We start from the raw sequence: 21,359 nt of genomic DNA on the forward strand, positions 1-21,359 counted from the left end.
CGATCCGTCGCAAAGCATGATGGCGGTGGGCGACGGTGGTGCCCCGGGGACGGGCGAAAAAAGCGCGAACCGCGATTAACTTTCTGTGGCGGAGCGCATGTGTCGTGTGCCACACTGGGCGCATGACTGATTCGGTGATCAAGGACGTTTCCGGCCGCACGGGCCGACTGACCCTCAACCGCCCCAAGGCGCTCAATTCGCTGGACCTGCCCATGGTGCGGCACGTCCGCGAGGCGCTCGCCGAGTGGCGCGACGACGACGCCGTCGAGCAGGTCGTCGTCGTGTCCGAGCACCCCAAGGCGTTCTGCGCCGGCGGCGACGTCCGCCAGGTGCGCGACGCCCAGATGGCGGGCGACTCGGAGGCGGGCGACGCGTTCTTCTCCGAGGAGTACGAGATGAACGCCGAGATCGCCGAGTTCCCCAAGCCCTACGTCGCCGTCATCGACGGCATCGCCATGGGCGGCGGCCTGGGCGTGTCGCTGCACGGCTCGCACCGCGTGGTCACCGAGCGGGCGTCGGCCGCGATGCCGGAGATGGCCATCGGCTTCGTGCCGGACGTGGGCATCTCGTGGTTCTCCCAGCACGTCGACACCGCCGCCGGTCACCCCGAGCCGGCCATCGCCCGGTTCCTCGGCCTGACCGGTTACCGCCTCGACGCCGCCGACCTGCTGTGGTCCGGCTGGGCCACCCACTTCGTGCCGCAGGATTCGCTGGAGAACTTCCTCCGTGCCGTCGACGCCGACGGCATCGACGCCGCACTGGGCGAGTTCGCCGCCGACCCGGCGGAGGCGGGGGAGTCGAAGCTGGCCTCCTTCGCGCCGTGCGCGCGCCAGGTCTTCGGCCACGACACGTGGCGCGAGATCGAAAACGCCCTCGACGGCGGCGCCTGCTCCAGCGAGGAGCGCCGCGTGATCAACGATCTGCTGCGCTCGGCGTCGCCGACGTCGCTGGTCGCCGGCACGGAGCTCTACGCCGCCAACGCCGCCGAGGGCGTCGACCTGCGCGCCGGCCTGCGCAACGAGTACGCCATCGGCCGCATCCTGCGCCACGACCCGAACTTCGCCGAGGGCGTGCGCGCCGTGCTGGTGGACAAGGACCGCAATCCGCGGTGGCAGCCGGCGGAGACCGGCGACGTCGACGCCACGCCCTACCGCGAGGCCGTGCAGTAGGGGCGCGATAGCCTGGAGGGCATGCCCGAAGGACATGTCATCCACCGTCTCGCGCGTGAGATGAACGCGCGATTTGCGGGCCGCCCGTTGTCGGTGACCAGCCCGCAGGGGCGGTTCGCCGCCGAGGCGGCTGCGCTGGACGGCGCCGCCATCGACCACGCCGAGGCGTGGGGCAAGCACCTGTTCGTCGAATTCGACGTGCCCCGACCGGACAACATCGTCCACATCCACCTCGGCCTCATCGGGCAGCTGAAGTTCGAGGGCCCCGACGACGCCGCCGGGCAGGTGCGCCTGCACATCTCCAACAGCGAGGAGTCCGCGAATCTGCGCGGGCCGCAGTGGTGCCGGCTGATCACCGACGCCGATCGCACCGCCGCCATCGCCGGCGTCGGGGAGGATCCGTTGCGCGACGACGCAGACCCGTCGACGCTGGTGGCCCGCGTGCGCCGGTCGCGCCGGCCCATCGGGGCGCTGCTGGTCGACCAGAAGCTCTACGCCGGCGTCGGCAGCATCTACCGCACCGAGACGCTGTTCCGGCTGGGCATCCACCCGCTGATGCCGGGGGAGTCGCTGACGCCCGATCAGATCGGCGACATGTGGGAGGACCTGCGCCTGCTCATGGAAGACGGCGTCCGCGTCGGCCGCATCGACACCATCCGCGCCGAGCACACCCCCGAGGCGATGGGCCGCGCGCCCCGCGAGGACGACCACGGCGGCGAGGTCTACGTCTACCGCCGCACCGGACAGCCGTGCCACGTGTGCGGCACACCGGTCGCCGAGACGCCCATCGAATCGCGCCGCGTCTTCTACTGCCCGAACTGCCAGGCGCGGTAGCGGAGGGGAGCCGGGGCACCTGGGTCACCGGAGTTACCGGAGTCGCAGGGGAAGCCGACGGGGGCCGGGCCAATCACTGCCACCGGCACCGACGAGATCGCGAACCGGGCCCTGGATCGCGATCTCGTGGGCCCGCCTACCTGTGCCGCCCGCCGGGGGCCGCGAAGTCGTCGGCGATCATCGCTGCGAGCTCGCGGAACGCCACGCGCGTGGTCGGGCGCAGCATGTCGACGTCGATGTCCGCGCCCCGGGCGATGTGCGGGTCGTGCGGGATCACCTGCACCGCGCGGCAGCGCTGTCCGAACAGGTCCCGCAGCGATTCGGCGTCGGCGCCGGCGTCGGTGAGCTGGTTGACCACGACGACCGTCGACGACACCAGGTCCGCCCACCCGTGCGCCGACAGCCAGTCCAGCGTCGCCCAGGCCGATCGCGCGCCGTCGAGGGCGGGCGTGGCCACCAGCACCAGGCAGTGGGCCTGCGCCAGGATCGCCCCCACCGTGTCGTGCACCAATCCGGTGCCGCAGTCGGTGAGCAGGATGTTGTAGTGCCTGCGCAGGATGTCCAGCGTGCGTTCGTAGTCGGCGGCGGAAAAAGCCTCGCTTATCGACGGATCGCGTTCGCTGCCCAGCACCTCCAGCCGGGAGGGAGCCTGCGTGGTGTGCGCGCGGACCTCCGCGTAGCGGTCGGTGGACGGCGTCCGCAGCAGGTCGCGCACCGTGGCGGGATTCGGGTCGGGCACGCGGTGGGCCAGCGTCCCGAAGTCCGGGTTGGCGTCGACGGCGATGACGCGGTCGCCGCGCAGGGACGCGAAGGTCGCGCCCAGGCCGATGGTGGTGGAGGTCTTGCCGACGCCGCCCTTCACGCTGAGCACCGCGACGCGGTAGTCGCCGATGACCGGGCGGCGGATGCGTTCGAGCAGCTCCCGCTCCTCGCGTTCGGCCGGCGATTCACCGGGGTTGAGGCGGCCGCCGGAGGCGCGGTGGACCGCAGCGCGCCAGCCGCGGCCCGGGCGTGGCCGTTCGGCGACCAGGTCGGCGATGTCGCCGACGGTCAGCGGGCGGTGGTCCGCTCGGGCGCGGTGATCGCCTCGGCCTTCGGCGCGGTGATCGGCTCGGCTTTCGTCGAGGTACTCCTCGAGGTGCACGTCGGGGCGTGTGTCGCGGACATCGTCGCGGTGCTCGATGTGTGGCGTGTGCCGGGTCGTCGGAGCCTGCGGCCGCGTGGTCGGATTGAAGATGATCTGCTGAGTCGGCGTCGACGCGCCGGATGAGTCCCCCCTCATGCCCGGCAAGCTACCGCAGCTGCAGCGCCCCCGCGACCGCAGCGGACGGGCCGAACGCGGTGATCGCGCGCCCGCGACCGCTGCGGACGGGGCCGACGGGGATGGGGAGGGTGCGGTTACAGCAGGACCACGACGACCACGAGGCAGGTGATGGCGGCGTCGAGAAGCCCGACGGTCTTCGGGGTCCAGGGCTTGGCGCGGCGGGCACCGGTGATGGGCATCAGCGTCGCACGGGCCAGGAGCACGGCCGCGACGGCGATGGCCAAAGGATGGACGGGGTCGCCGTCGGTGATGCGCACCGCGAGGGCCGCGGCGATGAGCACCACCACGTGGTACGCCACGGAACCGATGAACCACGGCGTCGAGCCGCGCTCGCGGATGAGCGTCTTCACGTACGGCACCGTGCCGGCGAAAAACGCCAGGTACACGCCGAACGCCGCCCACGCCCGCGCGTCGAGGCCATCGCCCGCCCACGCCGCGACGGGCAGGATCAGGCAGGCGGCGATGACGGTGGACACGCCCGACAGCAGCGACCGTGGGCGCCGCTTCCACGCTTCGTGGACGGCGATGACCACCAGCGGCGCGAACGCCGGGACCCAGATCAACAGCCGCCAGTTGAACAGCAGCGTCGTCAAGCCCGCTGCAGCGGCGAGGGAACCGTAGACCAGCACCGGCGGGCGGTTGCGCTCGCGGAAGCGGGAACGGATCCAGACGCTGCCGGCGAAGAACGTGAAATAGCCCAACCACCAGGTCAACAGCAGGGGAATGGCCGTCCACGACGGGGCGAGGATGACGCCGGTGATCGCCGGAACCGTGACCATGAACCACGCGCCGTGCTGGTCGGGCACCCAGCCCGGAGTGCGGCGGCGCTTGCGCGGTTTCGTTGCACGCTGTGTCGTTGCGCGCGGCTTTGTCGCACGCGGCTTCGCCGGACGCGTTGTCGTCGGACGTGGTGTCGCCGGACCAGGCGTCGGAGTGGCCATGCCCCCAGACTACTAATGCGAATCTCCCGGGGGTATTTTGCCGCGGGTTTTTCCACCCATTCGGGGACCGGGGGAGTGAGTCGCTGCTAACGTCGGCCCCACAAGTTCTCAGGGCGGGGCGAAATTCCCCACCGGCGGTGACGCCGGGCCATCCGTGGCCCGGACGAGTCCGCGAGCGCTCCCGCAAGGGAGGTCAGCAGATCCGGTTGGAACCCGGAACCGACGGTCATAGTCCGGATGGGAGAGAAGGAGATTCATCGTGGATTCAGTCATGTCCGCACTCGTCGGATTCTTGACGGCGGAGCTGACCATCGGGGGCGTGCCCATTTTGGTGCGCGAGGTCGTCGGCAACGTATTCGGTCTCGGCTCGGCGTATTTGGGGATGCGCCGCCTGGTCTGGGCCTGGCCGGTGGGCATCGCCGGCAACATCCTGCTGTTCACGGTCTTCCTCGGCGGCGTCTTCCACACGCCGCAGGACCTCGACCTCTACGGCCAGGCCGGCCGCCAGGTGATGTTCCTGGTGGTCAGCGTCTACGGCTGGTGGCGCTGGACGCAGACGCGCCGGGCCGCCGCGGCAGTGGCGGAGGCTGCAGCCCACGCTCACCCTGATGGCAATGGCAATGGCAATGGCCACGCCGGCGCCCGCTCCTCGTCGGCGGCCGTCATGCCCCGATGGGCGACGGGCCGCGAACGCCTGACCATGCTGGCCATCGCCGTCGGCGGAACCATCGTGTGCGCCAAGATCTTCGAGGCGCTGGGGTCGTGGGGCCCGTGGGCCGACGCATGGATCTTCGTCGGATCGCTGCTGGCCACGTGGGGCATGGCGAAGGGCTGGACGGAATTCTGGCTGATCTGGATCGCCGTCGACGTCGTCGGCGTGCCCCTGCTCTTCCTCGGCGGCTACTACCCGTCGGCGGCGCTGTACCTGTTCTACGCGGTGTTCGTCACCTGGGGATTCGTCACGTGGGTGCGGGTGCAGCGTCAGGAACGGGCCGCGGCGGCCTCGTCGAGCAGCCTGTCCAGCGTGACGACGACGCCGGCCTCCGTGTTGGACGGCGCCAGGTAGTTCGCGGCGGCCTTGATGTCCGGGTGGGCGTTGGCCATGGCGAAGGACATGTCGCCCGCGGACATCATCTGCAGGTCGTTGAGGAAATCGCCGAAAATCGCGGTCTGCGCCGCGGTGACGCCGAGGCGTTCCTGCAGCGCCCGCACGGCGTGGCCCTTGTGGCTTCCCGGCACCATCATGTCCACCCAGCAGGCACCGGAGACGGCGACCTCGAGTCGGCCGCCGACGAGGTCGTGCATCAGTGGCGCGGCGACGAGCTCGGAGCCGCGTTCGTCGAAGATGGCCAGCTTGATGGCGCCATCGTTGACGGCGTGCAGGTCGTCGACCAGTTCGCGGGAGTGGTAGTACTTCGCGGCCTCGTCGGTGAAGCCGGGCTGATCGATCTCGACGTAGGCGCACTTGGGGTGGCAGACGATCAGGCCCATCGGCATGCCGTCGGCGCGGGCGGCGCGCACGGCATCGATGACCTCGTCGACCAGCGCCGGATCCATGCCCTCGGCCGCGGTGAGCTCGCCATCGCGCACGACGACGTTGCCGTTTTCGGCGATGTAGGAATCGACCGTGGCACCGGAATCGCCGTGCACGCCGGCGAACATATCGCGCAGCGTCGCGTACTGGCGGCCGGAGGCCGGGGCGAAAACGATGCCCTCCGTCCGCAGCCGGTCGAGGATCCGGGGAAGATCGGCGGGCAGACGGCCATCCTCGTCGAGGAGCGTGCCGTCCATGTCCACCACCACCAGGCGCAGGTCGGCCGGGGCGGCGGGGAAATCGGGGGACCGGAGGTCGCCGGAGACAACGGGGCGAGAGGGTGTTTCGCGCATGACCGTGACCCTAGTCGCGAATGTGCGACGGTTCTAAGCGCTGCTCCTCGGGCGGTGCCTACTCCTCCGGCAGCGGCGGCTCGTGGCGAAGGTCGCGGGCCTCGGCCTTGCGCACCTCACGCGGTTCATCGTCACGCGACTTGCGGCCCGGGCGCGGCAGCTGCCAGGAACCGATGCCGGGCAGCTTCTCCAGGGCCTCGCGGCCGGCGTCGAGGGAACGGCGGACCACTTCGCCGCCGACGTCGCGCGTGCGGTCGAATGCGTCGGACGCCAGGTGCTCCGCCCGGCGCAGCAACTCCTCGCGCTTCTCGTCTCGGCGGCGCTTGACCTCCGCCGCATCGGTTTGCCGGTTCCTCTCGCGGGCGAAGGCCTCGGCGTCCCGGGCCTCGGCGTCGGAAAGCCTCTTGGAGGCGGCGGCCGCGGCGTCCCAGCTCTCCTCCAGGCTCTCGGCCAAGTGGAGCATGGCGTCGATGCGGCGTTCCATGTCGCGCATCTTCTCGCGGTACCCGGCCTGGATGTCGTAGCGGCGCAGAAGGCGGCGGGCGCGGGAGGCGTCCTCGCGCCACGACGCGATGGGACCCTCCACGATCGAGTCGTCGGCGATGAACCGGTGCTCCCACGGGTCGACGTCGGGAGACGACAGATTCGAGCGCAGGCGCTCATCGCGATCCAGCACCTCCTGCACCAGCAGGCGGGCGCGCTCCTCGGCGTGGGAGGCGCGGGCGGAACGGGAATTGTCGGAACGGAAAGTCACGCGGACCATCCTACGGACGGTCGCGCGTGACGTGGGTCGGACGGGAGCTGCGGTTCGCGGCGTGCGGTTAGCGTTCGCCGGTGTTGCGGCGGCCGCACCCACCCCGAAGCACGGCCTAACCCCCCGGGAACGGCCCGCCCCACCCCGCACACGGCCTAACCCACCCCGAATGGTGTAACCCAACCGCTATTACGGGTGGGTTCCACCATTCGGGGTGGGTTAAGCGGGATGGGCGGTCGGGCGCCCGGCCAGCGCCGACCCAGCGTTGGCACAGCACCGAGCCCGCCGCCGGCCCAGCGCCGACCCAGCACCGAGCCCACCGCCGGCCCAGCGCCGACCTAGAACAGGCCGGTCGGATCCGTGGCGTAGCTGACCAGCAGGTTCTTGGTCTGCTGGTAGTGCGAGAGCATCATCAGGTGATTCTCGCGGCCGATGCCGGACTTCTTGTAGCCGCCGAACGCCGCGTGCGCCGGGTACACGTGGTACGCGTTGCACCACACGCGACCGGCCTGGATGGCGCGGCCGGCCTTGTAGATGTTGTTGTTCGACCGCGACCACACGCCGGCGCCGAGGCCGAACATGGTGTCGTTGGCGATCTTCACGGCCTCGTCCATCGACGAGAACGTGGTCACGCCGAGCACCGGGCCGAAGATCTCCTCCTGGAACAGGCGCATATCGTTGACGCCGGAGAAGATGGTCGGCTCGACGTAGTAGCCGCCGGACAGGTTGCCGTCCAGCTGGGCCTGGCCGCCGCCGAGCTCGAGCTTGGCGCCCTCGGACTTGCCGATCTCGATGTACTTGAGGATCTTGTCCAGCTGCTCCTTGGACGCCTGCGCGCCGACCATGGTCTCGGTGTCCAGCGGGTCGCCGCGGCGGATCTTGGACACGCGCTCGATGCCCAGCTGCACGAATTCGTCGGCGATGGACTCGTGGACCAGGGCGCGCGACGGGCAGGTGCACACCTCGCCCTGGTTCAGCGCGAACATGGAGAAGCCCTCGACGGCCTTCTCGCGGAACGGGTCGTCGGCGTCCATGATGTCGTCGAAGAAGATGTTGGGGGACTTGCCGCCCAGCTCCAGGGTGACGGGCACGAGGTTGTCGGCGGCGGCCTTCATGATGATCGAGCCGGTGGTCGTCTCGCCGGTGAAGGCGATCTTCGAGATCCGGTCCGAGCCGGACAGGGCGGCGCCGGCTTCCTCGCCGAAACCGTTGACGATGTTGAGCACGCCGTTCGGCAGCAGGTCGCCGATGATTTCGACGAGGTGCAGGATCGACGCCGGGGTCTGCTCGGCGGGCTTGAGCACGATGCAGTTGCCTGCGGCCAGCGCCGGGGCGAGCTTCCACGTCGCCATGAGGATGGGGAAGTTCCACGGGATGATCTGTCCGACGACGCCGAGCGGCTCGTGGAAGTGGTACGCGACCAGGTCTTCCTCGATCTGCGACAGACTGCCTTCCTGCGTGCGGGCGGCGGCCGCGAAGTAGCGGAAGTGGTCGATGGCCAGCGGGATGTCGGCGGCGAGGCACTCGCGAATCGGCTTTCCGTTGTCCCAGGTCTCGGCGACGGCGATCTCCTCGAGGTGCTCCTCCATGCGGTCGGCGATCTTGTTGAGCACCTTCGCCCGCTCCGCCGGCGGCGTCGTTCCCCAGGCGGGCGCGGCGGCGTGGGCGGCGTCGAGGGCCTTCTCCACGTCCTTGGCGGTGGACCGGGCGACTTCGGTGAACACTTCGCCGGTGACGGGGGAGATCACCTCGAAGTAGTTGCCGTCGACGGGATCCTGGAATCCGCCGTCGATCCAGTTGCCGTAGCGGGGCTTGAACGACATCTTCGCGCCGTCGGTTCCGGGGTGGGCGTAGGTGGTCATTGCGGTCCTCCTGGTTGTTCGTGCTGATCGCCGGTCTGATCGCCGGTTTGATTGCCGGTTGTCGATGTAGCCGGAGCCCGATTGAAACGTGATCCACGCCACATGAACGTTGCCACCCGAACCTAACCACTAGTCGCGGACCCGTCAATGGTCTCCATCGCCGCACGCGCCGCCGCCCCCTCCCGTCCGCCGCCGACTCCTGGCTCCCGGCCCCGCCGCCGCCCAGGTCAGCGCTACCCTGGCCCCATGATCACCGTTCCGGAATTGCTCGCGCCCGTCGATCCCGAGGCCCCGCTGCTGGTCGTCGCCACCCGCGAGGAAGCAGAGCACCTCGGCGCCGACGTTCCCGTCCTGCTCACGGGCATAGGCCGCATCAACGCCACCGCCGCGCTGACGGAGGCGCTGGCCCGGGGCCCGCTTCCGGCGACGGTGCTCAACGTGGGCACGGCAGGCTCGCTTGACGACGGCCCGGCGTCCTCCCTCCACGGCGTACACCGCATCTCCCGCGTGCTCCTCCACGACTTCTCGCATTCCGCGGTGCGCAAACTCGCCGGCGCCGACGCATATCCGCCGATCGACCTCGAGGTGCCGGGCGAAGGGGAGGGCGGCGGGACGTCGTCAAGCAATGGCGCTGCGGGAACCGTGCTGGCCACCGGCGACCTGTTCGTGGAGGACTCCGCGACCCGCGCCCGCCTGGCGGAGACCGCCGACCTGGTGGACATGGAGGGCTACGCCATCGCGTGGGTGGCGCGGCGATACGGCGTGCCGGTCGAGCTGATCAAGCTGGTGTCCGACCCCGCCGACGAATCCGCGGGGAAGCTGTGGGCCGCGGGCGTGGCGGAATGCTCGCGAGTGCTGGGGGAGCACCTGGGGCAGCGGCTGAGGGAGCGGTGAGCCGCCGATGATGGAGGACCATGGTCGGGACGGATACGAAAACCGAGAATCGGTGTGGCGGCGCAGCGTGTCGTCGGCGAAATACGCGGCCGGCGAAAGGGTGCGTTTTCACCCGGTGCTGGTGCTCGTGCTCATCGCCATCGCATGGGGCATCGTCGCCGCGATGAACGGGCTCGATGCCTCGCTGTCGTTCCTGCCGTGGGCGGTCGCCCTGGCCTATCCCGTGCTGGCGGTCCTCTGGGTGGTCGTGTTCCTCGCCGTGCTGGTCATGGCGCTGATCCTGCTGCCCCTGGGTGACGGCGTGGAAGGTCTCCTGGAAAAGCGCGCCGTCAGGAAGAACAAGCGGCGGCGCAGCGGGGACGTGGCACGGCGCGACCAGTTCAACCGTTGGGACCGCGGCGGAAACTCGTACTTCTGACCGCGGGATCGCCCGGCTGTACGCTCGCGCACATGGCCGATCGATCCACCGCCCGCGTCATCTCCGTCAACGTCGCCGCCCCGCGGCCGGACCCGGGCGGGGCGGACCGGGTCAGCGGCATCGACAAGAGGCCGGTGCCGCACATCGACGTGTTCGCGCCGGGCCCGAATTACGGCGACGGCTCCGGGGTAGTCGGAGACGTCATCGGCGACGTGAAGCACCACGGCGGCGCGCAGAAGGCCGTCTACGCCTTCGCCCGCGAGGAGCTGGACTTTTGGTGGGCCGAGCTGGGGCGGGAGGCCGGCCCCCGTGGCGCTCACGAGGGTGGCGCTCACGAGGGTGGCGATCTCGCGGACGGCGAAAGTGGAGCTGACGGCGCATTCGCCCCGGGCACGTTCGGCGAGAATCTCACCACCGTCGGGCTGGACCTGGCGGCGCTGAAGATCAATCAGCGGGTGCGCATCGGCGCCGCCGAGCTGCAGGTGTCCGTGGTGCGCCAACCCTGCCGGACGTTCGCCGGCTGGCTGGACGAGAGGGGCTGGGTGAAGAAGTTCAGCGCCCGCGGCCGATGTGGTTCGTATTTCCGCGTCGCCGTACCCGGCCGGATCACCGCCGGTGACGCGATCCACCTGCTGGGCGACCCCGATCACGACGTCACCATGGAGGTCGCGTTCCGCGCCGCGCAGGGGGACAAGGACGCCGCGGCCCGCGTCGTCGCCGCCGAATGCATGCCGCCGATGTACCACGAACGGATGGTCGCGCTCATCGACGGCTGACCGGCGGATGTCGGCGCCCCGCTCAGACGACGAAGTCGACGCCGGTCAGATCTTCCGTGTACGACCACAACCGCGCGCGGGTGCCGGCGTCGAGCGAGGCCTTCGACGACTTGGCGGGACCGACGGCGCCGGTGGCCTCGAAAAGCCCGGTCGGGCCGATGAAGGATCCGCCTGGAATGGTCGCGTCGGTGGCGGCGGCCAGCAGCGGATCGGCGCCCTCCTCCGCGTCGGCGAACAATCGCCGCACCGCGGGCTCGCCGATGCGGCCCAGGATGCCGGGCAACCGCCCCATGAACGCGGTCGCCGCGATGCCGGGGTGGGCGATGACGCAGCGGGCGCGGGCGGCACCGTACGGCGACGATGCGGCCGCGGCCAACCGCCGGTCGAGTTCGCGGCCGAACATCAGGCACGCCAGCTTCGACTGCCCGTATGCCGCATATCCGTGCACCTCGGGGGAGTTCGGGTCGGGCCACCGCAGGTCCCGTACGTGCCCGTGGGCCAGCGACGACACCTCGACGACGCGTGCGCCCTCCACGTCGCGGTACAGCGGCAGCAGGTGGCGGGCCACCAGGAACCCGCCGACGCAGTTGGTGGCGAAGTTCAGCTCCCAGCCGACGGAATTCTCCGCATGGCCGCCGGGCACGATGAGGCCCGCATTGTTGATCAGCAGGTCCAGCCGCCCCGTTCGCCCGACGGCCCCGACGCCGGCGATCTCGTCGGCGGCCCGTTCGACCCCGTCGGGTTCGGACATGTCCGCGAGCACCACGTCGACGGCGCCCGGCCCGGCCGCGTCGATGATTCTCCGCGCCTCGGCCGCGCGCCCGGCGTTGCGGCACACCATGATGACGTCCGCTCCGCGCCGCGCCAGTTCCGTCGCCGCCGCCAACCCGATTCCCGAGTTGGCGCCGGTGATCACGGCGGTGCGCCCGGTCTGATCCGGGATGCGGTCACGGCTCCACGCCTCGTCCACGTTCGGCATGGTCTCATTCAACCACCGCACCGGGTGCCCGGCCGGGCCGTCGGAAAGCAAGGACTTGCTCGACGACGCCCGCCTGTACCCCTAGTCGGCGACCAGCGTCTCCAACGTGAACTCGGGGTGCTCCTTCTCGATGAACTGCAGCTTCCACTTGTCGCCGAACAGGGCGATGAGCGCGCCATCGGAGCGGGTGAAGATCTCCACACCACGCTGGCGGGCCAACGCCGGCGCCGTCTCCGCGTCGGTGCGGCGGGCGACGGAGTAGGGGATCGGGTCGGCGACGGTCTCGACGTTGTACTCGACCTGCATGCGGGCCTGCATGACCTCGAACTGCATGGGACCGACGGCGGCCATCACCGGGGCGGCGTCGCCGCGGGCGTCGTTGCGCAGGATCTGCACCACGCCCTCGGCGTCGAGCTGCTCGATGGCCTTGCGGAACTGCTTGTACTTGCCCAGCGACTTCGCCCGCAGGGTGCGGAAGTGCTCCGGCGCGAACTGCGGCATCGGCGTGAACTGCACCTTGCGGCCGGAGTAGATGGTGTCGCCCGGCGCCAGCGAACCGGCATTGACCAGGCCGACGATGTCGCCCGGGAAGGCGGTCTCCACGGTGGAGCGGGTGCGTCCGAAGACGGTCAGCGCGTACTTCGTGGAGAAGCTGCGGCCCGACTGCGCATGCGTGACCTGCATGCCGCGGTCGAACTCGCCGGAAACGACGCGCATGAACGCCAGCTTGTCGCGGTGGTGGGCGTCCATGCCGGCCTGCACCTTGAACACGACGCCGGCGAAGTCGTCCTCCGGCTCGCGCACCGCGTCGATGGCGCCGTGGCCGCCGGCCGTCGCCGCCTCGATGGCCACCGGATCGGACTCGCGGGCCGCCGGCGCGGGGGCCAGCTCGCACAGCGTGTCCAGGATCTGGTGGACGCCCCAGTTGAGCATCGCCGAGGCGAAGATCACCGGCGAAGTGTCGCCGGCCAGGTACATCTCCTGGTCGTGGTCGGCGCCGTCGGCGGAGAGGAGCTCCGATTCCTCGGCGGCGGTCTCCCACGTGTCGCCCTGCTCGGCGGCCGCGGCCTCCGGGTCGAGGTGCGTCTCGGAGGCGATGGTCGAACCGCCGGCGGTGCGCTCGAAGCGGATGAACTCCTCCGCCTCGCCGTCCTCGCCGCGGCGCAGCAGGCCGCGGAAATCGCCGGCCTCGCCGACGGGCCAGTACAGGGGAGTGGGCTGCAGGCCGATTTCGGCGACGATCTCGTCCATCAGCTCCAGCGGCGCCTTGCCGGGGCGGTCCCACTTGTTGATCACCGTCACGATCGGGATGCCGTTGGACTTGCACACGCGGAACAGCTTCAGCGTCTGCGGCTCGAGGCCCTTGGCACCGTCGACGAGCATGACGGCGGCGTCGACGGCGGTCAGCACGCGGTAGGTGTCCTCGGAGAAGTCCGCGTGGCCGGGCGTGTCCACCAGGTTGATCATGTACGGCTCGCCGTCGTGGTCCTCGGGCGCGTACTCGAACTGCAGCGCCGACGAGGCGATGGAGATGCCGCGGTCCTTCTCCATCTCCATCCAGTCGGAGACGGTGGCCTTGCGGCCGGCCTTGCCGTGGACGGCGCCGGCCTCGCTGATGACGTGCGCGTGCAGCGCCAGCGCCTCGGTCAGCGTGGACTTGCCGGCGTCGGGGTGCGCGATGACCGCGAACGTGCGGCGGCGTGCGGCTTCATCGGCGAGGGTGCTCATGGGTTCCTTTGCGGTGCTGCTGGTTGGTGCTGGGTGATCAAGGATAGTCGCAGGGCTTTACGACGTTCCGCCCGCGCCCTTGCTGAGCTTTTCGGCGTAGGCGCGGATCTCGTCGTCGGGGTTGAACCTCTTGCTCTGCAGCTCGGCGGGCCAGTTGTCCGGGTCCGGGTCCTTGACGGCGGCGGAATAGGGCGCGAAGTCCTTGACGGAACGGAACCGGATGGCGGTGGCGGTGCCGGGGTCGTCGGGCAGCGGCGCGGAGACGCTGACGTCGTGGACGGCGCGGGGCAGGCCGGTGATCGGGTTGGTGGGCCATTCCACGCCGAAGGAGACGGTCGGCGCGACGTCGACGGCCGCCGGGTCGGAGGGGAACAGCAGGAACTCGACCAGACCCGACTCCGGCGCGAAGTACCAGCCGTGCTCGTGGAGAAGGGCGCGCAGTTCCAGTGCGGCGGACAGGCAGCGGTCCATGCCGGTGCCGTCGTAGGCGTCGAGCGCCTCGTCGAGCTCGGCGATGGTGAACTCGCCTTCCAGCAGTGCGGCGACGACGTCGGCGTCGCCGGCGGGGATCGACCCGGTGGCGAGGACCTTCGGGGCGGTGGCTGCGGCGTCGCGGGCCTCGTTCGTGGCGTCGGCGTCGTCTGCGGTGTTCCGGCTCATGGTGGGCAGTCTAATGGCCGTCCGGGCGGTCTCCGAAGCGGCGGAAGCGCGGGAGGCGGGACGACGCCCCGGCGCGAACCGGGTGACCGGTGGCACCATGGGGGTGAACGCCGATGCACGTGATCGGCGCACCCGGGTCGGACCACCCGGTTCGAGCCGATCGGTTCGAGCCGATCGGGCCGATCCACTCAGTTCGATCCAGTCAGACCGAGCCACTCGGTTCGATCCACATTGTTCGACGGATTCACACGGAAAGGGATTTTCAATGAGCATCAGCGACATCGGACCCAAGCCGAACGCCTTCGACATCGAGACGGAGACCCGCGACAACGCGAACTACCGCTCCGTCGCCTGGACCGGCAAGTACCTCCAGGTCACCCTCATGTCCATCGAGCCCGGCGGCAACATCGGCCTCGAGGCGCACCCGGACACCGACCAGTTCCTGCGCGTCGACGCCGGCAAGGGCGTCTGCAAGATGGGCCCGGCCGAAGACGACCTCAACTTCGAGCAGGAGGTCTCCGACGGGTGGGCCATCGTCGTCCCCGCCGGCGCCTGGCACGACGTGGTCAACACCGGCGACGAGCCGCTGCGCCTGTACTCCATTTACGCCCCGTCGCACCATGCGGCCGGCATCGTCCAGGCCACCGCCGACGACGCCGAGGCCGACGAGGAATCCGGCAAGGACGTCCCGCCGGAGTGGACCGTCCAGCCGGAGGGCGGCGCCGAGGACAAGCACGCCTGACGGGCGCTCGCGCACCAGTCGCGCACCGAAGGCGATCGGCCCGGCACCGAGGGGTGCCGGGCCGATGGCGTGGGCGCCGGGACGTCGTAAAGCGAACCGTCATTCCCTGCGGCGGAAACGCGCGATCGACAGCGGCATGAACACCGCCGCAATGGCCACGGAACCGGCGAGCACCGCGATGACCGGGTGCTGCATGGTCCACACGTCCGGCGGCGGGCCGTCGGGCAGGTTGCCGAACAGGCTGCGCGCGGCCTGGACCAGCGCGGAGACCGGATTCCACTCGGCGAAGACTCGCAGCACGGTCGGCAGCGTGTCCGAGGGGACGAAGGCGTTGGAGATGAACGTCAACGGGAACAGGATGATGAACACCGCGTTGTTCAGCGTCTCCGGCGTCGAGACCACCAGGCCCACGAACACCAGCACCCACGAAAACGCCCACGCGAAGAACAGCAGCAGTGCGACGCCGGCCAGGAACTTCGGGACCCCGTCGTTGAACCGCCAGCCGACGGCCAGGCCCGCCAGCAGCATGACGATCATCGAGACCGTGTTGATGGTCAAGTCCGTGAAGGTGCGCGCGAACAGCACCGCCGCCTGCGACATCGGCAACGTGCGGAACCTGTCGACGATGCCCTCCTTCAGATCCTGCGCCATGAACGTGCCCGAAAACGTCGCCCCGAACACCACGGTCTGGGCGAAGATGCCGGCCATGAGGAATTCCGTGTAGTTCGAGCCCGGCACCTGGATGGCGCCGCCGTAGACCTGGCTGAACAACAGCACGAACATGATCGGCTGGAAGAGCGCGAAACCGATGACGTCGGGGGAGCGCTTGAGCCGCGAGAAATTGCGGCTCATCACCGCGCCGACGTCGGTCAACCAGTTGCTCATCGCGGATCCTCCTGCCCGGCCGGGGCGTCGCCCGTCAGCGAGAGGAAGACCTCGTCCAGGGTGGGGCGGCGCAGGCCGGCGTCGTGGAGCTCGACGCCCTCGACGTCGGCCAGGAAGCGCGTCAGCGACGTGGTGCCGTCGATGACTGGTGCCCGCAGCGACGGGCCATCGACGATGACGGGGCCGGAGGCGTGGCGCGCCAGGGCGTCGCGGAGGGCGGCGACATCGTCCATCCGCGCCGCCGTGACCTCGACCTGCTGGCCGCCGACGCGCGACTTGAGCTGGTCCGCCGTGCCCTCGGCGATGACGCGGCCGTCGTCGATGACGCTGATGTCGTCGGCGAGCTGGTCGGCCTCCTCCAGGTACTGCGTGGTCAACAGGACCGTCACGCCGCGGCCGACGCGGTCGCGGATGACGTCCCACAGCCCGATGCGGGCCTTCGGGTCGAGGCCCGTGGTCGGCTCGTCGAGGAACAGGACCTTCGGCTCGGCCACCAGCGCGCCGGCCAGGTCGACGCGGCGCCGCATGCCGCCGGAGAAACCCTTCACGGGGCGATCGGCGGCGTCGGCGAGGTCGAAGGAATCGAGCAACTCGTCCGTCCGCTCCTCCACGCGGGCGCGGCCCAGGTGATAGAGGCGGCCGATCAGGCGCAGGTTCTCCCGCGCCGTGAGCTGCTCGTCGACGGCGGCGTACTGGCCGGAAGTGCCGATGACGTCGCGGACCCGCGCAGGCTGCGCGAGCACGTCGATGCCCGCGACCCGGGCGGAACCCGCCGTCGGTTGAATGAGGGTGGTCAGGATTTTCACGCACGTGGTCTTGCCCGCGCCGTTCGGGCCGAGGATGCCCCGGACCGTTCCCTCTTCGACGGCGAGGTCGAGGCCGTCGAGCGCGCGGACCTCCCCGGAGGACGCGGAGTAGACCTTGGTCAGGCCCTCCGCTTCGATGATGGACATGTGCGTCCTTTCGATTGTCGTGCACCCGGCGGGGTGCCGGCCCGGTGCCATGCGCCCGGTCAGGCGCTCGCGCGCCTTCCGGCGAGCGTCGGTGCATCGTACTCCGATACCCGGATGCGAAATAGGGCCGTGGTGGGTGGGGCGAACGGTCACACCCGGTGGGGCGTGCGTTGCGCGAACGACGTAGTTTTAAGGGAGGACTCTTCAAACCGAAAAGTACCCCAAACACGCGAAAGGGCTCCTTGGGCGCTCGTGATGCGCCCAGATTTTCACGCCCTCATCTACGCCCCTTGAACCCCAGGAGGATCCATGGCGACGCCGGCACCGATCAACCACAGCGACTGGAACGAGCGAGTCGTCCTCGCGGAGAAGATGATCCCGCTGCTCGGCCAGCTGCGACGCGAGAAGAACGTCGTCACCTCGATTTTCGGCCGTCTGCTGGAGAACCCGACCGAGACGTCGATCATCAAGTCGCACCGTTACGCCCGGCGCATCACCTCGCAGGAGCTGCCGTTGCAGCAGACGCTGCCGATCATCGAGCAGCTGGTGAAGATGGACCTGGGCACCGCGTCGATCGACCTGGGTGCCCTGGCCACCAAGTACGAGGCCGAGGGCGGCGACCTCGCCGAGTTCCTCGAGCGCGAGCTCGCCGACGTCATCGGCACCGCGCACGAGACCCCGAAGGCCGACATCGTGCTCTACGGCTTCGGCCGCATCGGCCGCCTGCTGGCCCGCATCCTCCTGTCCCGCGAGGCCGTGTTCAACGGTGCCCGCCTGCGCGCCATCGTCGTGCGCAAGAACGGCGAGGACGACATCGTCAAGCGCGCGTCGTTGCTGCGCCGCGACTCCGTCCACGGCGCCTTCGACGGCACGATCTCCGTCGACAAGGACAACGACATCATCTGGGCCAACGGCACCCCGATCCAGGTGATCTACTCCTCCGACCCGTCGACCGTCGATTACACCGAGTACGGCATCGACGACGCGCTGGTCATCGACAACACGGGCCGCTGGCGCGATCGCGAGGGCCTGGGCCAGCACCTCAAGGCCAAGGGCGTGGACAAGGTGCTGCTGACCGCCCCGGGCAAGGGCGACATCCCCAACATCGTCTACGGCATCAACCACAAGGGCATCGACGCGGACGAGAAGATCCTGTCGGCGGCGTCCTGCACCACCAACGGCATCACGCCGGTGCTGAAGGTCGTCAACGACAAGTGGGGCGTCGAGTTCGGCCACGTCGAGACGGTCCACTCGTTCACCAACGACCAGAACCTCATCGACAACTTCCACAAGGGCACTCGCCGCGGCCGCGCCGCCACGCTGAACATGGTGCTCACCGAGACCGGCGCCGCCAAGGCCGTGTCCAAGGCGCTGCCGGAGTTCGAGGGCAAGCTGACGGGCAACGCCATCCGCGTGCCCACCCCGGACGTGTCCATGGCCGTGCTGAACCTGACCCTGGAGAACGAGGTCGACCGCGACGAGGTCAACGAGTACCTCCGCGAGGTCTCGCTGCGCTCCGTACTGCGCCAGCAGATCGACTACATCCATTCCCCGGAGGTCGTGTCCACCGACTTCGTCGGCTCCACCCATGCCGGCATCGTCGATGGCCTGGCCACCATCGCGCAGGGCAAGCACCTGGTGCTCTACGTCTGGTACGACAACGAGTTCGGCTACTCGAACCAGGTCGTTCGCGTCGCCGAGGAGGTGCTGGGCACCCGCCCGCGCATCTACCCGAAGCGCAAGCACCTCGAGGACCTGTAGGTCGTTGAGGCCGGCCCCGACCCGTCACCACTTGGCCGGTCGGGGATCCGCGACCCCGGCCGGTCGGAGCTCACGGACCCAGGACGATGACCGCGTGAGACGAAGAGCTCGACATGACGAGCTCGACATGAACGCGTGAAAGGCGCGGCCCCCGTTTTCGGACGGGGGCCGCGCCTTCTCCGTGCCATATAGATTCCGACGCCGCGCCGTTTTTCAGGCCATATAGATGCCAACGCCGCGTCGATAAACGCGTTTCCGCAGCTGGCGAAAACAGGTGGCGTCCATATGGCACGAGAGCGAGAGGCGGTGGGGTGCGGCTGCGGCTTTGCTCCCGCGGAGCCGTCACGAGATCGCGATTGAGCTCCACCAGAACGATCTCGTGGCCGAAATGTGAGGGCATGGGCGACGAGATCGCGATTGAGCTCCTCCAACACGATCTCGTCGGCAGTGAGGCGGCTCGGAGACGACGAGATCGCGATTCAGGTTCTGAATCGCGATCTCGTGGTCCGAGTTTGGTGGTCGGGGCTTGGCGACCGGAGTTTGGAGGATGGTGGTTGGTGGATGGTGGTTGGTGGCCCCGTGGTGAGGCGAGGCCCCGTCACCCGGAGGCGACGTATCCAGATGAGCGGACGCTTTACGACGGACCGACGGCTCCGCGAGCGACGTGCTTAGTCGTCCCAGCGGTCGTCATCGTCGTCGTCATCGTCGTCTCGGGGGTCGTCCCAATCGTCGTCGTCCCGGTCATCCCAGTCGTCGTCGACGGAGACGACGGCGGGCGGGGCCGGGGGCGGGGCGTCGGCGGGCGCGGGCTGATCGGGCGCCGCACCTCCGAAGAAGGCGGTGACGGCGGCGACGACGCCGGCGAAGAATCCCGTGATGTCCATGGTTCTGCTCCTTAGGTGCAGGGGACGAAAGTCGGGTCATCCGCCAACCGGTGGCTTCCCGTTCCCGTCCTCGTGGTGGGTGGCGAAACCCAGTGAAGCAGGGCGGACAAGGCGCCACAATGGCCGTCGTCAAGCATTCATTTCCGCGAAAAGAACTGGTCAGCGCCTATGAAGCCATGATGATCCGAAGATGAGCGGACTCTCATCGAAACAGCCCCGGACGGGGTGGGCCTGCGGCCGCCCCTACCGCTGGTGCACCTGATTCTGCGCGGCCTCCAGCCCATGGCGGACGAGCAATTCCACGGCGTCGGCGGCGTCCTGCAGCCAGAACGGCAGGTCGCGGCGCTCGGCCGTGGAAAATGCGCGCAACACGAAGTCCGCCGGATCCTGGCGCCCCGGCGGGCGGCCGATGCCCACGCGCACCCGCAGGTAATCCTTCGTGCCCAGCGACTTCGTGGTCGATCGCAGGCCGTTGTGACCGCCCTCGCCGCCGCCGCGCTTCAGGCGGATGACTCCGGGGTCGAGGTCCAGCTCGTCGTGGACCACGATGACGTCGGTCGGCTCGACGTTGAAGAACTTCGCCAGCGCGCTGATCGGCCCGCCGGAGACGTTCATGTACGTCCGCGGTTTGGCCAGGATCACCTGCCGCTCGGCCGCGGCGTCGCCGGCCCCGACGGTCCAGCGGGTCTGCACGATCTCCGCGTTGGACCGCTTGTGCGCGGAAAACGTCGACGGCATCGGGATGGTCCGCTCCGCGAGCTCGTCGAGCACCATCTGCCCGACGTTGTGCCGCGTGTCCGCGTACTTCGGGCCGGGATTGCCCAGGCCGACGACGAGGATCGGCGGGGCATCCGACGGGGCGGGGGAGGGTTTGGCGCGTCCGAACATGCCCGTCATCTTCCCACATGTGCTTTGCGACGACCCGCGCGGGACCGCGGCACCGCACGACGAAGCCCCCGCCGGAAACGAATCCAGTGGGGGCTGCGTCGCAAAGCACGGGTAGCGACCGATCCAGGACCGGCCGCATGCCCGAAGGCGGGGGAGGGGTATTTACTCCCCGCCCTCGCCCTCCTCGTCCTTGGGCTCGTCGGGCAGCTCGTCCTCGCCCATGCCCTCGACGTCGGCGTCGACGTCGCCGGCCGGGTCCTCCTCGGACTCGACGATGTTGATGATGAGCAGCTCCGGGTCGTCGGTGAGCTCGAGGCCCTCCGGCAGGGGGACGTCGGAGGCGAGGATCTGCGCGCCCACGTCCAGGCCCTCGACGGACACGACGATCTCTTCCGGAATCGACAGCACCGGCGCGAGGACCAGGATGGTGTCGGCGTCCTGCATGAGCAGGGCGTCGCCCGGGGCCAGCTCGCCCTCGTGGACGATCGGCACCTCGACCTCGACCTTCTCGCCGCGGTGGATGCCCAGCAGGTCGGCGTGGTCGATGTTGAGGGTCAGCGGGTTCTGGTCCAGGGCCTTGACCATGGACAGCTGCGACTCGCCGTCGATGTCGAGGTCGAGGACGGCGTTGACGCCGTAGTTGCGGATGACGCCGTGGAACTCGATGGAATCGACGAGGACGTGCTTCGGGGCGTCGAGGTCCTTCGAGTAGATGACCACGGGGATGTCGCCGGCGACGCGGGCGCGGCGGGCGGCGCCCTTGCCGAACTCGGTGCGCTCGCGGGCTTCCAGCTTGATGATGTTGGGCTTGGCCATAGTCTGACTCCTTGAAATCGTGGGGTTCGGGAGTCGATCACGTGGCACGCGCGTCCGGATTGCACCGGGTGTTGCATGCGTCGCGTCGATAACGGGGCCTTCGCCGCGTCCGCTTCCCGCGTCCGCGTCTTCCGGCCACCCTCGCCGAGACATAACCCGTGGAATGCTACACGAAACGGCGACGCCCGGGAAATCGCCCGCCGG

General features: G+C 69.5%; 21 protein-coding genes and 1 riboswitch. Of the genes, 8 read left to right on the top strand and 13 right to left on the bottom strand.

Annotated elements, in window-relative coordinates; genetic code table 11:
• Positions 1–122: 122 nt before the first annotated feature.
• Together CX1_RS00790 and CX1_RS00795 are read left to right on the top strand one after the other, a co-directional pair.
• Positions 123–1,169, top strand: coding sequence for an enoyl-CoA hydratase/isomerase family protein (locus CX1_RS00790; protein WP_046650772.1), 1,047 nt, complete (start codon positions 123–125; stop codon positions 1,167–1,169).
• A 21-nt stretch (positions 1,170–1,190) separates the two neighbouring features.
• The gene (locus tag CX1_RS00795; RefSeq protein ID WP_046650773.1) at positions 1,191–2,003 is read left to right on the top strand and encodes an Fpg/Nei family DNA glycosylase; all 813 of its coding nucleotides are present in this window, start codon (positions 1,191–1,193) and stop codon (positions 2,001–2,003) included.
• Between the two features lie 136 nt (positions 2,004–2,139).
• On the opposite strand, the gene CX1_RS00800 is transcribed toward CX1_RS00795, so the two are convergent.
• A complete protein-coding gene (locus tag CX1_RS00800; protein ID WP_082718954.1) occupies positions 2,140–3,285 on the bottom strand; it encodes a MinD/ParA family ATP-binding protein in 1,146 nt (381 codons plus the stop codon).
• A 116-nt stretch (positions 3,286–3,401) separates the two neighbouring features.
• On the bottom strand, positions 3,402–4,133 hold the full coding sequence (locus CX1_RS00805) for a YwiC-like family protein (RefSeq protein ID WP_046650774.1): 732 nt from the start codon (positions 4,131–4,133) through the stop codon (positions 3,402–3,404).
• A gap of 235 nt (positions 4,134–4,368) precedes the next feature.
• Positions 4,369–4,521: riboswitch (FMN riboswitch) on the top strand.
• Positions 4,522–4,539: 18 nt separating this feature from the next.
• On the opposite strand from CX1_RS00805, the gene CX1_RS00810 reads away from it, so the two are divergent.
• The gene (locus CX1_RS00810) at positions 4,540–5,334 is read left to right on the top strand and encodes a nicotinamide mononucleotide transporter family protein (protein ID WP_046650775.1); all 795 of its coding nucleotides are present in this window, start codon (positions 4,540–4,542) and stop codon (positions 5,332–5,334) included.
• Here CX1_RS00810 and CX1_RS00815 read toward each other — a convergent pair.
• From CX1_RS00815 to exaC, 3 genes are all read right to left on the bottom strand, one after another.
• Positions 5,250–6,155, bottom strand: a complete 906-nt coding sequence (locus CX1_RS00815) for a Cof-type HAD-IIB family hydrolase (RefSeq protein ID WP_046650776.1) — start codon at positions 6,153–6,155, stop codon at positions 5,250–5,252. The two genes, CX1_RS00810 and CX1_RS00815, sit on opposite strands and share 85 nt — an antisense overlap.
• A gap of 58 nt (positions 6,156–6,213) precedes the next feature.
• Positions 6,214–6,909: a hypothetical protein gene (locus tag CX1_RS00820; protein ID WP_046650795.1), complete on the bottom strand. Its 696-nt coding sequence runs from the start codon at positions 6,907–6,909 to the stop codon at positions 6,214–6,216.
• A gap of 338 nt (positions 6,910–7,247) precedes the next feature.
• Positions 7,248–8,771 (bottom strand): acetaldehyde dehydrogenase ExaC, encoded by a 1,524-nt coding sequence (gene exaC, locus CX1_RS00825; RefSeq protein WP_046650777.1) that lies wholly within the window; start codon positions 8,769–8,771, stop codon positions 7,248–7,250.
• 246 nt (positions 8,772–9,017) lie between these two features.
• Here exaC and CX1_RS00830 point away from each other — a divergent pair, with 246 nt between their 5' ends.
• The 3 genes from CX1_RS00830 to CX1_RS00840 are packed head-to-tail and all read left to right on the top strand — an operon-like array spanning position 9,018 to position 10,859.
• On the top strand, positions 9,018–9,665 hold the full coding sequence (locus tag CX1_RS00830; RefSeq protein WP_060925140.1) for a nucleosidase: 648 nt from the start codon (positions 9,018–9,020) through the stop codon (positions 9,663–9,665).
• Positions 9,666–9,672: 7 nt separating this feature from the next.
• Positions 9,673–10,083 carry a hypothetical protein gene (locus CX1_RS00835; RefSeq protein WP_146780656.1) on the top strand — a complete coding sequence of 137 codons (411 nt, stop codon included), beginning with the start codon at positions 9,673–9,675 and terminating at the stop codon, positions 10,081–10,083.
• A 32-nt stretch (positions 10,084–10,115) separates the two neighbouring features.
• Entirely contained in the window at positions 10,116–10,859 is a 744-nt protein-coding gene (locus tag CX1_RS00840) for an MOSC domain-containing protein (protein ID WP_046650779.1), read from the top strand.
• Between the two features lie 22 nt (positions 10,860–10,881).
• Here the strand turns inward: CX1_RS00840 and CX1_RS00845 are convergent, their stop codons facing one another.
• From CX1_RS00845 to CX1_RS00855, 3 genes are all read right to left on the bottom strand, one after another.
• Positions 10,882–11,838 (bottom strand): SDR family NAD(P)-dependent oxidoreductase, encoded by a 957-nt coding sequence (locus CX1_RS00845; protein WP_060925141.1) that lies wholly within the window; start codon positions 11,836–11,838, stop codon positions 10,882–10,884.
• Positions 11,839–11,919: 81 nt separating this feature from the next.
• Complete coding sequence (locus CX1_RS00850) at positions 11,920–13,566, bottom strand: peptide chain release factor 3 (RefSeq protein WP_046650780.1); 1,647 nt, start codon at positions 13,564–13,566, stop codon at positions 11,920–11,922.
• A 57-nt stretch (positions 13,567–13,623) separates the two neighbouring features.
• Positions 13,624–14,226: a hypothetical protein gene (locus CX1_RS00855; protein WP_046650781.1), complete on the bottom strand. Its 603-nt coding sequence runs from the start codon at positions 14,224–14,226 to the stop codon at positions 13,624–13,626.
• A gap of 265 nt (positions 14,227–14,491) precedes the next feature.
• Here CX1_RS00855 and CX1_RS00860 point away from each other — a divergent pair, with 265 nt between their 5' ends.
• Complete coding sequence (locus CX1_RS00860) at positions 14,492–14,968, top strand: cupin domain-containing protein (RefSeq protein WP_046650782.1); 477 nt, start codon at positions 14,492–14,494, stop codon at positions 14,966–14,968.
• Positions 14,969–15,067: 99 nt separating this feature from the next.
• Here CX1_RS00860 and CX1_RS00865 read toward each other — a convergent pair whose 3' ends face one another.
• Positions 15,068–15,853 carry an ABC transporter permease gene (locus tag CX1_RS00865; protein ID WP_046650783.1) on the bottom strand — a complete coding sequence of 262 codons (786 nt, stop codon included), beginning with the start codon at positions 15,851–15,853 and terminating at the stop codon, positions 15,068–15,070.
• On the bottom strand, positions 15,850–16,806 hold the full coding sequence (locus tag CX1_RS00870) for an ATP-binding cassette domain-containing protein (RefSeq protein WP_046650784.1): 957 nt from the start codon (positions 16,804–16,806) through the stop codon (positions 15,850–15,852). Before CX1_RS00870 ends, CX1_RS00865 begins: the two co-directional genes overlap by 4 nt.
• A gap of 309 nt (positions 16,807–17,115) precedes the next feature.
• Here CX1_RS00870 and CX1_RS00875 point away from each other — a divergent pair, with 309 nt between their 5' ends.
• On the top strand, positions 17,116–18,567 hold the full coding sequence (locus CX1_RS00875; protein ID WP_046650785.1) for a glyceraldehyde-3-phosphate dehydrogenase: 1,452 nt from the start codon (positions 17,116–17,118) through the stop codon (positions 18,565–18,567).
• A gap of 668 nt (positions 18,568–19,235) precedes the next feature.
• On the opposite strand, the gene CX1_RS00880 is transcribed toward CX1_RS00875, so the two are convergent.
• The 3 genes from CX1_RS00880 to CX1_RS00890 all read right to left on the bottom strand — a co-directional run bounded on the left by CX1_RS00880 (position 19,236) and on the right by CX1_RS00890 (position 21,155).
• Positions 19,236–19,451: a hypothetical protein gene (locus CX1_RS00880; protein WP_052753258.1), complete on the bottom strand. Its 216-nt coding sequence runs from the start codon at positions 19,449–19,451 to the stop codon at positions 19,236–19,238.
• A 243-nt stretch (positions 19,452–19,694) separates the two neighbouring features.
• Complete coding sequence (gene pth / locus CX1_RS00885; RefSeq protein WP_046650796.1) at positions 19,695–20,339, bottom strand: aminoacyl-tRNA hydrolase; 645 nt, start codon at positions 20,337–20,339, stop codon at positions 19,695–19,697.
• 162 nt (positions 20,340–20,501) lie between these two features.
• A complete protein-coding gene (locus CX1_RS00890) occupies positions 20,502–21,155 on the bottom strand; it encodes a 50S ribosomal protein L25/general stress protein Ctc (RefSeq protein ID WP_046650786.1) in 654 nt (217 codons plus the stop codon).
• Positions 21,156–21,359 lie beyond the last annotated feature (204 nt).

Origin of the sequence: Corynebacterium xerosis NBRC 16721 = ATCC 373 (assembly GCF_001552415.1) — a bacterium.
GTDB lineage: Bacteria > Actinomycetota > Actinomycetes > Mycobacteriales > Mycobacteriaceae > Corynebacterium > Corynebacterium xerosis.

Bases quoted from the DNA above. Each gene is read 5' to 3' on its own strand.
- CX1_RS00790 (WP_046650772.1), top strand. From the start codon at position 123: ATGACTGATTCGGTGATCAAGGACGTTTCCGGCCGCACGGGCCGACTG.
- CX1_RS00795 (WP_046650773.1), top strand. From the start codon at position 1,191: ATGCCCGAAGGACATGTCATCCACCGTCTCGCGCGTGAGATGAACGCG.
- CX1_RS00800 (WP_082718954.1), bottom strand. From the start codon at position 3,285: ATGAGGGGGGACTCATCCGGCGCGTCGACGCCGACTCAGCAGATCATC.
- CX1_RS00810 (WP_046650775.1), top strand. From the start codon at position 4,540: ATGTCCGCACTCGTCGGATTCTTGACGGCGGAGCTGACCATCGGGGGC.
- CX1_RS00815 (WP_046650776.1), bottom strand. From the start codon at position 6,155: ATGCGCGAAACACCCTCTCGCCCCGTTGTCTCCGGCGACCTCCGGTCC.
- exaC (WP_046650777.1), bottom strand. From the start codon at position 8,771: ATGACCACCTACGCCCACCCCGGAACCGACGGCGCGAAGATGTCGTTC.
- CX1_RS00830 (WP_060925140.1), top strand. From the start codon at position 9,018: ATGATCACCGTTCCGGAATTGCTCGCGCCCGTCGATCCCGAGGCCCCG.
- CX1_RS00835 (WP_146780656.1), top strand. From the start codon at position 9,673: ATGATGGAGGACCATGGTCGGGACGGATACGAAAACCGAGAATCGGTG.
- CX1_RS00840 (WP_046650779.1), top strand. From the start codon at position 10,116: ATGGCCGATCGATCCACCGCCCGCGTCATCTCCGTCAACGTCGCCGCC.
- CX1_RS00845 (WP_060925141.1), bottom strand. From the start codon at position 11,838: ATGCCGAACGTGGACGAGGCGTGGAGCCGTGACCGCATCCCGGATCAG.
- CX1_RS00850 (WP_046650780.1), bottom strand. From the start codon at position 13,566: ATGAGCACCCTCGCCGATGAAGCCGCACGCCGCCGCACGTTCGCGGTC.
- CX1_RS00855 (WP_046650781.1), bottom strand. From the start codon at position 14,226: ATGAGCCGGAACACCGCAGACGACGCCGACGCCACGAACGAGGCCCGC.
- CX1_RS00860 (WP_046650782.1), top strand. From the start codon at position 14,492: ATGAGCATCAGCGACATCGGACCCAAGCCGAACGCCTTCGACATCGAG.
- CX1_RS00865 (WP_046650783.1), bottom strand. From the start codon at position 15,853: ATGAGCAACTGGTTGACCGACGTCGGCGCGGTGATGAGCCGCAATTTC.
- CX1_RS00870 (WP_046650784.1), bottom strand. From the start codon at position 16,806: ATGTCCATCATCGAAGCGGAGGGCCTGACCAAGGTCTACTCCGCGTCC.
- CX1_RS00875 (WP_046650785.1), top strand. From the start codon at position 17,116: ATGGCGACGCCGGCACCGATCAACCACAGCGACTGGAACGAGCGAGTC.
- CX1_RS00880 (WP_052753258.1), bottom strand. From the start codon at position 19,451: ATGGACATCACGGGATTCTTCGCCGGCGTCGTCGCCGCCGTCACCGCC.
- pth (WP_046650796.1), bottom strand. From the start codon at position 20,339: ATGTTCGGACGCGCCAAACCCTCCCCCGCCCCGTCGGATGCCCCGCCG.
- CX1_RS00890 (WP_046650786.1), bottom strand. From the start codon at position 21,155: ATGGCCAAGCCCAACATCATCAAGCTGGAAGCCCGCGAGCGCACCGAG.